Consider the following 10,721-nt stretch of genomic DNA (forward strand, 5'->3'; position numbering starts at 1 on the left):
CTCCGGCCCCGCCCGGCGCCCGGCCGTACCCCGCCCGCGGCCCTCGCCCGGAGCCGGCCCGGCGGCTCCTCCACAGGGCGCCCCAGGCCTTCCTTGGGGCTCCCCAAAGATGCGTTTATGCAGGTGAGAAGCGTGTCATCGGTGCCTATCATCGGAGTGTCAGGCGCGCGACGCGCCATCGGCGCGAAGCGTGAGGAGCCCATCCGTGAACACCGCACAGCAGCCCCGGACCGGCGAGACCCTGGACGTCGACCGCAGCGACGCCGCCTACCGCGACTGGCTGAAAGAGGCCGTCCGCAAGGTGCAGGCGGACGCCAACCGGTCGGCCGACACACACCTGCTGCGGTTCCCGCTGCCCGAGCACTGGGGCATCGACCTGTACCTCAAGGACGAGTCGACGCATCCCACCGGCAGCCTCAAGCACCGCCTCGCCCGCTCCCTGTTCCTGTACGGCCTGTGCAACGGCTGGATCAGGCCGGGCCGGCCCGTCATCGAGGCGTCCAGCGGTTCGACGGCCGTGTCGGAGGCGTACTTCGCGAAACTGATCGGCGTGCCGTTCGTCGCCGTGATGCCGCGCACCACCAGCGCGGAGAAGATCCGGCTGATCGAATTCCACGGCGGGCGCTGTCACTTCGTCGACGACCCCCGCCGCATGTACGAGGAGTCGGCGCGCCTCGCGGAGGAGACCGGCGGCCACTACATGGACCAGTTCACCTACGCGGAACGCGCCACCGACTGGCGCGGCAACAACAACATCGCCGAGTCGATCTTCCGTCAGCTGGAGCTGGAGCGGTACCCGGAGCCGGCGTGGATCGTCGCGACGGCCGGCACGGGCGGCACCTCGGCGACCATCGCCCGGTACGTGCACTACATGCAGTACGACACGCGGATCTGCGTCGCCGACCCGGAGAACTCCTGCTTCTTCGAGGGGTGGACGACCGGCGACGGGGACGTCACCTGCGACTGCGGCTCCCGTATCGAGGGCATCGGCCGGCCGCGGATGGAACCCAGCTTCGTGCCCGGCGCGATCGACCGGATGATGAAGGTGCCCGACGCGGCGTCCGTCGCCGCCGTCCGCGCCCTGGAGAAGGTGATCGGACGCAAGGCGGGCGGCTCCACCGGCACCGGACTGTGGAGCGCCCTGAAGATCGTCGCGGAGATGGTTGCCGAGGGCCGCCGGGGCAGCGTCGTCACGCTGCTGTGCGACCCGGGTGACCGCTACCTGGACAAGTACTACTCGGACACGTGGCTCGCGGAGCAGGGCCTGGACATCGCCCCGTACAGCGCTGCGATCGACACCCTGCTGACCACCGGGGTGTGGCCGGACTGAACCCGCCCGGGGACACCGGACGGACTCACCGGAGGACATCGGGGACTCAGCGGGGGACACCGGACGGACCCACCGCAGGACACCGCACGGCCCGTGACGACCCTCCCGGGCGGACGCACCCCAGGGGGCGGCCCCGCCCGGCCGACACGCCGTCAGTCGCCCGCGCTGCCGTTCCCGTCGGCGTCCTCGCCCGCCACCACGAGCAGCCGCACCCGCTCGGACACCTCCGCGCGGGCCCCGTCGGGCAGCCCGCCGTCGGTGACCCAGGTGTCGACCTGCTCCAGCTTCGCGAACGAACTCAGACCCACCGTGCCCCACTTGGTGTGGTCCGCGACCACCACCACGCGCCGCGCCGACTGCACCAGCCGCCGGTTGGTCTCCGCTTCCGCGAGATTCGGTGTGGACAGCCCCGCCTCCAGGGATATCCCGTGCACACCGAGGAACAGCAGATCGAAATGGAGCGAGGCGATCGCCTGGTCCGCCACCGGCCCCACCAGCGAGTCGGACGGCGTGCGCACCCCGCCGGTCAGCACCACCGTGGCCGAGCCCTGCCGCTGACCCGACGAGCGCTGCGCGGCATGGAAGACGTCCGCGACCCGCACCGAGTTCGTCACCACCGTCAGATCCGGCACGTCCAGCAGCCGCTGCGCCAGCGCGTACGTCGTCGTACCGCCCGACAGGGCGATCGCACTGCCCGGCGACACCAGCTCTGCCGCCGCCCGCGCGATGTCCTCCTTGGCGGTCAGCTCCAGCCCCGACTTCGCCTCGAACCCCGGCTCGTGCGTGCTCGCCTCCACGACGGGCACCGCACCGCCGTGCACCTTCTCCAGAACTCCCTGCCGGGCCAACGCGTCCAGGTCACGACGTACCGTCATGTCCGACACGCCGAGCTTGCGGGTCAGCTCGTTGACGCGGACCCCGCCCCGGCGCCGGACCTCGTCCACGATGAGAGCGCGTCGCTGCTCCGCGAGGAGGTTCTGGTTCTCGCTCACGTACGCTCCGGTCCTTTCGCCTCAAGCCGTCTCACAGCGTCCGACACACGACGGGCCGCCGTCCGGCCCGGTCCGCCACGCGCCCGGCGCCCGCCCCGTGCCGGGGTGCACGTCCGGCGCAGGGTTAGGCGTGCTTCCGACACGCCCGGCGCACCCGCTGCGACAAGCATCTTCGCGCATCCCTGGGCCGCGGACGCCTCAATCCTTTCACGCCACCGCACACCGCGCGGCACCCCCGCCCCGACGCGCACATGCCACACGGCACGATCCGGGCCCCCGCACCTCACCCGGACCGGGGAGATTCCGTGACGAGAGGTGTACCAGGGGCCCGCAGCGGAGATCCTGTGCCCGCACGGACACAGGCGACAGCGTGTCACGGGGGAGGTGCGGACAGTGGAACCCGAGGCGGGAGACCGGCCGGTGGGCCGCGACGCGGACAGCACCGCACCGCCCCCGATGGCGCTGGAACTCCTCGTGCACGGAGTCGGCGGCGCCACCCCCGAGGGCATGCTCGACGACCCGCGCACCGAACGCGTCACCGGCGACGACATCGCCGCCGTCTTCCGCCGCGCCGACGACGTCGACGCCGAGGCGCACCCCGCCGAGCACGCCCACCGGCCGGTCCGTGAGGCCTACGTGTGGTGCAACCTCACCTCCGGCAACGGCACCCGCGCCCTGTGGCTGGTGCTGCTCCCGTTCATGGTGGTCAACCTCGCCCACTGGATGCGGCCCTCCGCCCCCGGCCGCACCCGCACCACCCGCCTCTACGGCCTCCTCGTACGGCTCACCGGCCTCACCCTCACCGTGCTGCTGGTGGCCGCCGCCTGCGAGGTCGCCCTCGACCTGGTGGCCTGGCAGTGCGCGGGCACACACGCGTGCACCGGCCGCCACACCTGGCTCGGCTTCCTCTCCCCGGCCGGGCCGCATCCCGGCTGGTGGAGCCCGCCCGGCCGCCGGCTCGCCCTCGCCGCCGTCGTGCCCGCCGCCCTGACCGGACTGCTCTGGTATCTCTCCCACCGCACCTGGCGGGCGTACGAGTCCCAGCTGCCGCTCACCGACGGCTCCTTCGACGACACGGTGTCCCCGACCGCGCTGGGCCGGCCCGGCTTCTGGTACGGGCGGCGCCTCGTGGCACGGCTGCGCGCCGCGCACACCGCCGCCGGGCTGCTCACCGTCGCCGCCGCCGTCGGCGCCCCCGCGGCACGCTTCGACCGCCGCCCGGGCGGCCCGCCCCTCCTCGACGTCCTCGGCCGGCTGCTGGAGGGCACCCTGGTGGCCGGCGTGATCGCGGTGCTGTGGGTGGTGTGCCGGCGCGGACGCAGCGAATCCCGCCCCGACCGGGTCCTCGACGCCCACCTGGTGCGCGGACTGCCCCTGGGCGCCCTCGCCCTGCTCGCCGTCACCGTCGTGTACGCCGGCTGGGACCGCCCCGGCTGGACCTCGACCGGCAGACTGCCCGGCGACGCCACCTTCGGCGCCCTCGCCCTGACGGAGGGCCTGCTGGTCATCGCCCTGGCCGTCGTCGCCCACCTCCTGCACCGCGCCGGCCCCGACCGCCGCGCCGCGATGCGCGGACTCGGCGGCCCCGCCGTCGCCACCCTGGCCTGCGCCCTCGGCGGCGTCATGTCCGGCGGGGTCGCACAGCGCGTCGCCGACTGGCTGGACGGCACCCGCGCCACCATCGACGGCCCGCCCGTCCTGCTGACCTGGCAGGCCTCCGTCATCCCGGCGGTCCTGCTGGTCCTCATCGTGCTGTGCGCGCGGCTCGCCCGGCAGGCCTGGCGGCTGCGGCGCGCCCAGATCACCGAGGTGGAACGCGCCTACCCGGACGAGCCGAAGGACGCCGCCCGCACCGGCCGTATCGCCACCGCCCGCGCCATGGCCGCGCTCACCGACCGGGCGCCGCTCGTCGTCGCCGTCACCGCCGTCAGCACCCTCCTCCTCGGCGCCGCCGCCCTCGTCGGGGCCCTCACCACCGGCAGCACCCCCACCGGCGCCGCCGACGGCGCGCCCGCCTTCGTGCGGGGAGCGGCACAGACCGCCCAGGCCCTCGGCTCCTGGCTCGTCGGCTTCGGCTTCCTGCTCTTCGTCACCTGGGGGCGACGCGCGTACAAGGACGCCTCCGCGCGCCGCACCATCGGCATCCTGTGGGACGTCGGCACCTTCTGGCCGCGCGCCGCCCACCCCTTCGCCCCGCCCTGCTACGCCGAGCGTGCCGTGCCCGACCTGACCTGGCGCATCGCCACCTGGACCCGCGCCACCGGGGGACGCCTGGTGCTCTCCGGGCACTCCCAGGGCAGCGTCCTCGCCGCCGCCGCGGCCTGGCAGCTCAGCCCGGCCGAGCGCAGACGGGTCGCACTGCTGACGTACGGCTCACCGCTGGAGCGGCTCTACGGCCGCTGGTTCCCCGCCCACTTCGGGCCCGCCGCGCTCGCCGCTTTGCACGACGAGGTCGACTGCTGGCGCAACCTGTACCGGCCGACCGACCCGATCGGCGGCCCCGTCCGGGTGACCGGCGGACCCGACGTCGACCGCGAGGCCCTGCTGGACCCCCTCGCCTACGGCCGCACCGAGCGGCACCCGCTGCCCGCACCGATCCTCGGCCACTCCGACTACCAGGCCGACCCGGCCTTCGCCGAGGAGCGCCGCGCACTGCTCGCCCGCCTGCACCCGAAGATGCCCTCACCGCGGGAGCCGTCGGGCGAGGGGGCCGGCAGCGGGCCGGGGGAGGCCACGGCAGCGGGCCGCGCCGACGCGGCGGCGGGGGAGGGGTGACGGGGCGAGACCCTTCGGACACGTCACGGGGGCCGCCGTCGCCGGATGCAGGGCCGTCGGGTGTTCACGGCCCCGTACGGCTCCCGCCCCGCGAGCCCCGGCGCGTCACGGCAGCCCGGGCAGGTCCTCCGGGTACAGCAGCGTCAGATCGTCGGTGCTGGGCTCCGCCACCTGCGCGACCCGGCCCGCGTGCCGCTCCACCATCGCCTCGAACGTCTGCCGCGCGGTACGGCCGTTGCCGAACGCGGCGCCCTTGGGGATCGCCGTGAAGTACTTCAGCAGCGCCTCGCCGGTGCCGGGACCCAGCCGGTACTCGTGCTCCTCCGCCTGCTGCTCCACGATCCGCAGCAGCTCCTCCGGGCCGTAGTCGGAGAAGGTGATGGTCCGTGAGAAACGGGACGCCACCCCCGGGTTCACGGACAGGAACCGCTCCATCTCCGCCGTGTACCCGGCGACGATCACCACGACCGCGTCGCGGTGGTCCTCCATCAGCTTCACCAGCGTGTCGATGGCCTCCTTGCCGAAGTCGCGGCCCGCGTCCTCCGGCGACAGCGCGTACGCCTCGTCGATGAACAGCACCCCGCCGCGGGCCCGTTCGAACGCCTCCTGCGTGCGGATCGCCGTCGAGCCGATGTGCTCGCCCACCAGATCCACCCGGGACACCTCCACCAAGTGGCCCTTCTCCAGCACACCGAGGGACGCCAGGATCTCGCCGTAGAGCCGGGCGACCGTGGTCTTGCCGGTGCCGGGCGACCCCGTGAACACCAGATGCCGCTTCACCGAGGCGGCCTTCAGTCCCGCCTGCTGCCGGCGCCGCCCCACCTCGATCATGTCGGTGAGCGCCCGCACCTCCCGCTTGACGCTCTCCAGCCCGACGAGGGCGTCCAGCTCGGCCAGGACGTCCTTGCTGCTGCGGGCCGGCTGCCCGGGCGCGTCGACGGCGGCCGGACGCACCTCGGGGCGCGGCTCCGGCACCGCAGCCGGCAGCACGGGGGCGGGGGCCGGTGTCTGCACGGCCGTCTCCCGCACCGCCGTGGCGCGCACACCGCCGCTCTCGTCGCTGGAGCAGTCCTCCACCACCGGCCCGCTGCCCGGCGCCGCGTCCGGGCCGCCGTCGGCGAACTCGTACCCCCCGCGCGCGCACCGCTCCGTGCGGCAGCGGCGCAGCGTCGTACGGCAGCCGTCGATCACATGGAAGCCGTACCCGCTGCTGCCCGTGACCCGGCAGTGCGCGAACGTGCCGCGCCCGCCCGCGGAGACATAGAACCCGGCCTCGGAGGGGGCGTCGACCGTGCACCGTTCGACGGTGGGGTCGGCGCCCTTGGTGACGATCACCCCGGTCTGGGTGCCGTCCAGCGTGCAGTTGCTGAGTGTGCCGCTGCTGCCGTGGTCGCGGAACCAGGCGCCGGTCGCCGCGTCCCGGATGCGGCAGTCGTCGAGCTGGGCGGTGGCGCCGTCGCTGACGGACACCGCGGTGTTGCGGACCTGGGAGAGGTCGCTGTCGACGACGTCCGCGCGCGAACCTCTGTCCAGGACGAACAGCGCGTCCGGCACGTCGTGCACCCGGCAGGAGTCCAGGACGGCGGTCGCGCCGTCGCTGACCCAGACGGCCGGGTAGTCGCCCGTGCTGTCGAAGATCTCGCACTGGTTGGCGTCCACACGCGTGCCCGGATCCCACACCGACAGGCCGTTGCGGCCGAACTGACGGACCGTCGTCCTGGTCAGGGTGAGGACCGAGCGGGAGCGCAGATCGACCGCGTTCTCCGGGATGTCGTGGATACGGCAGTCGGCCAGCGTCAGCACCGCGTCCGTGTCGAGGGTGAGACCGTCGGCGGTGGTCCGGTGCACATCGCAGTCCGTCAGATGCCCGGTGGCGCGGCCGGTGATGTGCACGCCGCTGCCACGGACCTCGTACACCTCGCAGCCCAGCGCCTCCAGCGCGGAGTTCTCGCCCGTCGCGCTCAGGCCCGCACCCGAGGTGTGGTGCACCCGGCAGCGCTCCAGCCGGGGGTGGGCGCCGCCGCGCACCGCGATTCCGGACTGGCCGGCGGCGACCACCTCGCAGTCCTCGAACACCCCGCCCCCGCCGTCCAGGACGGCGATGCCGATACCGGCCGGGTTGTCCACCGTGCAGCGCCGCACCGTCGGCCGAGCCGCGCCGCGCACCTCGATGCCGGCGGCGCTGCGGGTCACGACGCGGATGTCCCGCAGCTCCGGCGTGCCGTCCTCCACCAGCAAGGCGGGCGCTGCGGCGTCCTGCCCCTCCACATGGAGGTCCTGCACGACCGCGGAGGCCCGCACGGTCAGCGGCACCCCGTCGGCCGGCGCGATGCGCACACTGCCGGGGGAGCCCTCCGGGCCGCGCAGCGTCACCGCCCGCTCCAGGACGAGGTTCTCCCGGTAGGTGCCGGGGGCGACGGTGAGCACGTCACCGTCGGCCGCGGCCTCCAGGGCGGCGGCGAGCGACGAGTACTCACCCGTGCGGCGCCGCCACCGCGAGGTGCCGGTGTGCGTCACCTGGACCGTGCCCTGTGCCATGCGTTGCTGTGCCCCCACCTCGTCGTACCTGATGGCTCGTCGCCCCCGGGCGCCCTGACCGGCCCCCTCGTGCGCGGGAAGGTCGCAGAGGAGCCGCCGGTCCACCGTAGCGTGCGCGGACGGCGGCGGTTGACCGGAGGCCGAACGTGGTCAGCTGCCCGTGCCGGTACGGCCCCAGTCCGGTCCCGTCCGGTCCCAGGCCTGGTCCCAGCGCGCATATCTGCGCCGGATCATGCGACGGACGATCAGACGTCTGACCCCCTCGACAAGGCCGGCGCACAGCATCGCCGCGCCGAACCCGGCGAGGACCGAGTGGGTCGTCGCCGTCGCAGGGTCCAGCGGGCGGGCCACTATGACGCCCCGGTCGTCGGTCCACAGGGTGAACCGGTCGCCGGGCTGAGGGTTCTTCAGTCCCGACATGACCGGCCCGCGGTGGCTGGATCCGTCAGGCGCCGGCCAGTCGGCGACGACACGGCTGCGCGCGCCGCGGCCCGTGATGCTCTCCGGGTCCGTCTCCGGCGCCGAACCGTCCAGCAGGCGTACGACGGTGGCGGTCACCGCGTGCCGGGCGCGGTGCTGGTCGCGGACGGACTGCTGCAGGGCGTCGTCGGTCACCGCGCCGACGGCGGCACCGGACAGGGGCGCGGCCACCAGGAGCAGCACGAGGGCCACGAGGGCCACCCACGCCTCGGCCAGGTCGGTGCCTCGGCGCAGCGGATTGTGCCGCCAGCGCCACAGCCCGCTGATCGCCCTCACCGTCCAACCCCCTTCCCCTCCTTGTGACCCGCACGCGCCGGTTCATGCACGGGCCGGGGAGGAAGCGACGGACGTCACGTCACCTCCGGGCCGCACCGCACGCGAACGCCGCGCATCCTGGACAACGACCGGCGTACGCGGGAGGGTTCCCCGCTCGGCGGCGCTCCTTCCGGAACGGCGCGAAGCGGCTCGGGAGCGGCCGGAAGCGCCCGGCTCGCGCCGCGACACCCTCACCCCCGGGCGAGCACCCGGACCGGGTCGCCCACGCGGACCGTGCCGGGAGCGAGCGGCACCAGGTACTGGCCGAAGACGGCCCGCGAGCCGATGCGACGGTGCCGGGTCAGGGTGCGCAGCGGTTCCTTGCCGCGTCCACCGGTGTCCTGGTCGGTGGTGGTCACCAGGCAGCGCCCGCACGTCGTCGCCACACGGAAGACGACCTCGCCGACGGCGACCCGGGTCCAGCTGTCCTCCTCCCAGGCGGTGGTGCCGGTGACCACCAGATTGGGGCGGAAACGGTTCATCGGCAGCGGGCCCTCGTCCGCGCGGTCGCCCCGCGCGATCAGCTCGTTGAGGGCGTCGAGCGAGGCCGTCGTCGTGACCAGCAGCGGGAAGGCGTCGGCGAGGGACACCGTCTCGCCCGGCAGCGCGTACTCGGGGTCGACGGGGCGGCGCGTGGCGGGATCGTCCAGGTGCACCAGACGGACGGCGGCACCGAGATAGGCACTGCACCACTCGTGCGCGGAGCTGTCGGCGAGGACGCTCTCCACCGTGGTGTCGAACACGTCGATCGTGACCGTGCCCGCCGGCTCCGGCACCGCGACCTCCAGCGGCGGCATCCCGGGCGCGGACAGTCGAAGGCCGCCGCCGGGCGCAAGCTCGGCGACGGCCAGGGCGAGCCGGGGCTGCCGGCGTTGCGTGACGACCTTTCCCCCGTCGTCGATCAGCGCCCAGCGTCGGTCTCCGGCCGGCCCCCAGGGCTCCACGACGGCCTCCCGGACGGACAGTGCCCGGAACGCCTTGACCGGATGGACATGTATCGACCGCAGCTCCGCATTCCCCATACGGCCATCGTGCCAGTCGGCGGCGACGGCCGGGAACAGCGGATCAGTAGCCGCGGTACTGCTGGTTGTTGTAAGGATCCGGATACGGAGCCGGGGCCGGGCGAGGCGCCGCGGGGCGCATCGCCTCGTAGCCCGGGGCCGGTGCGGCGGGACGCGGCTGCTGGGGCTGCGGTCCGGGATAGCCGCGCGGGGCGGACGCCTGCTGCGGGATGTACGCCGCCGGAGCCTGCTGCAGCGGTGCGGGCTGCGGCATCTGCGGGTACCCGTAGGAAGGCTGGGACGGGGCCGCCGGGAGGGCGGGCAGGGCCGACGGCAGCGCGGGCAGACTGCCGCCCGGCGTGTCGTAGGCCGCGGGGACCCGGATCGGGGCGATCTGCGGGGTGCCCCGCTCGGCCACGAGCGAGTCGTAGATCGGGGTGTCCGGGAAGGAGGCGGAGTAGTAGCCGCCGCCATAAGTGGAGCGGGGGGAGGTCATGGCACATAAGTTAAGCCCACGATGTGCTGGTTGGGGAGACCGATAAGAGGGTTGTTTTCCGTGCTCGGAGTGACTGGGCTTCCCCAACGAGAGCGAACATGGGAAAAAGGGGCATCACGCCGGGCATGAATCTGGTAAACGCCGAGTTCCGAGGCTGTTACCGGCGGTTGGGTAGGTTTTCGAGAGAGCGCGCGCCGGGAGCGGCCCGGCGCGGTGAGGCGGGATGAGGCGGGATGGGGACACCGATGTCCATGCCGAAGGGATCGAACACGCCGGTGCCGACGACGGCACTCCGCGTCGAGCTGGGCAGGCGCTCGGGGCCGGGCGTGCCCGACGCGGACGCCTCGGCCCTGCTGCTGGTCGGCGGCAAGGTCCGCTCCGACGCGGACTTCGTCTTCTACAACCAGCCCGAGCACCCTTCCGGCGCGGTGCGCCACGAGGGCAAGCAGGACAGCGGAGGCCGGGTGACCGACACGCTGCTGGTCGACCTCGCGCGCGTGGAGAGCACGATCGAGACGATCGTCCTGGCCGCATCCGCCGACGGCGGCACCTTCGGCCAGGTGCCCGGCCTGTACATCGAGGTCCGTGACGCTGCCCGGGACACCGTCGTGGCCCGCTTCGACAGCACCGGAGCGAGCGTCGAGACCGCTTTCGTGCTCGGCGAGTTCTACCGCCGGCAGGGCGCCTGGAAGTTCCGGGCCGTCGGACAGGGCTACGACAGCGGCCTGGAAGGCCTCGCCACCGACTACCTGTCTCTTATACAATCTGACGCTGCCGACGAAGCTAGAAGTGTA

Annotated in this window: 8 protein-coding genes; 3 read left to right on the forward strand and 5 right to left on the reverse strand. The window is 73.8% G+C overall.

The annotated features are described in order from the left end of the window. The first annotated feature begins 205 nt into the window (after positions 1 to 205). A complete protein-coding gene (locus tag MTQ10_RS21660; protein WP_247470940.1) occupies positions 206 to 1,330 on the forward strand; it encodes a PLP-dependent cysteine synthase family protein in 1,125 nt (374 codons plus the stop codon). Between the two features lie 152 nt (positions 1,331 to 1,482). Here MTQ10_RS21660 and MTQ10_RS21665 read toward each other — a convergent pair whose 3' ends face one another. Next, the gene (locus MTQ10_RS21665; protein ID WP_247470942.1) at positions 1,483 to 2,322 is read right to left on the reverse strand and encodes a DeoR/GlpR family DNA-binding transcription regulator; all 840 of its coding nucleotides are present in this window, start codon (positions 2,320 to 2,322) and stop codon (positions 1,483 to 1,485) included. A 456-nt stretch (positions 2,323 to 2,778) separates the two neighbouring features. Between MTQ10_RS21665 and MTQ10_RS21670 the strand changes: the two genes are divergently transcribed. Next, entirely contained in the window at positions 2,779 to 5,097 is a 2,319-nt protein-coding gene (locus MTQ10_RS21670) for a hypothetical protein (protein ID WP_247470961.1), read from the forward strand. Between the two features lie 105 nt (positions 5,098 to 5,202). Here the strand turns inward: MTQ10_RS21670 and MTQ10_RS21675 are convergent, their stop codons facing one another. The 4 genes from MTQ10_RS21675 to MTQ10_RS21690 all read right to left on the reverse strand — a co-directional run bounded on the left by MTQ10_RS21675 (position 5,203) and on the right by MTQ10_RS21690 (position 9,927). After that, entirely contained in the window at positions 5,203 to 7,635 is a 2,433-nt protein-coding gene (locus MTQ10_RS21675; RefSeq protein ID WP_247470946.1) for a right-handed parallel beta-helix repeat-containing protein, read from the reverse strand. A gap of 150 nt (positions 7,636 to 7,785) precedes the next feature. Then, positions 7,786 to 8,391, reverse strand: coding sequence for an Rv1733c family protein (locus tag MTQ10_RS21680; RefSeq protein ID WP_247470948.1), 606 nt, complete (start codon positions 8,389 to 8,391; stop codon positions 7,786 to 7,788). A gap of 230 nt (positions 8,392 to 8,621) precedes the next feature. After that, positions 8,622 to 9,452, reverse strand: a complete 831-nt coding sequence (locus MTQ10_RS21685) for an MOSC domain-containing protein (protein ID WP_247470953.1) — start codon at positions 9,450 to 9,452, stop codon at positions 8,622 to 8,624. Between the two features lie 43 nt (positions 9,453 to 9,495). Further along, on the reverse strand, positions 9,496 to 9,927 hold the full coding sequence (locus MTQ10_RS21690; RefSeq protein ID WP_247470955.1) for a DUF6643 family protein: 432 nt from the start codon (positions 9,925 to 9,927) through the stop codon (positions 9,496 to 9,498). 251 nt (positions 9,928 to 10,178) lie between these two features. On the opposite strand from MTQ10_RS21690, the gene MTQ10_RS21695 reads away from it, so the two are divergent. Next, positions 10,179 to 10,721: TerD family protein (locus MTQ10_RS21695; protein ID WP_247470958.1), on the forward strand; the 543-nt coding region annotated here is incomplete at its 3' end.

The organism is Streptomyces sp. XM83C, assembly GCF_023072675.1.
GTDB classification, from domain to species: Bacteria; Actinomycetota; Actinomycetes; order Streptomycetales; family Streptomycetaceae; genus Streptomyces; species Streptomyces thermocoprophilus.

Coding starts and splice junctions, on each gene's coding strand:
- MTQ10_RS21690 (WP_247470955.1), bottom strand. CDS start 9,927: ATGACCTCCCCCCGCTCCACTTATGGCGGCGGCTACTACTCCGCCTCC.
- MTQ10_RS21685 (WP_247470953.1), bottom strand. CDS start 9,452: ATGGGGAATGCGGAGCTGCGGTCGATACATGTCCATCCGGTCAAGGCG.
- MTQ10_RS21670 (WP_247470961.1), top strand. CDS start 2,779: ATGGCGCTGGAACTCCTCGTGCACGGAGTCGGCGGCGCCACCCCCGAG.
- MTQ10_RS21675 (WP_247470946.1), bottom strand. CDS start 7,635: ATGGCACAGGGCACGGTCCAGGTGACGCACACCGGCACCTCGCGGTGG.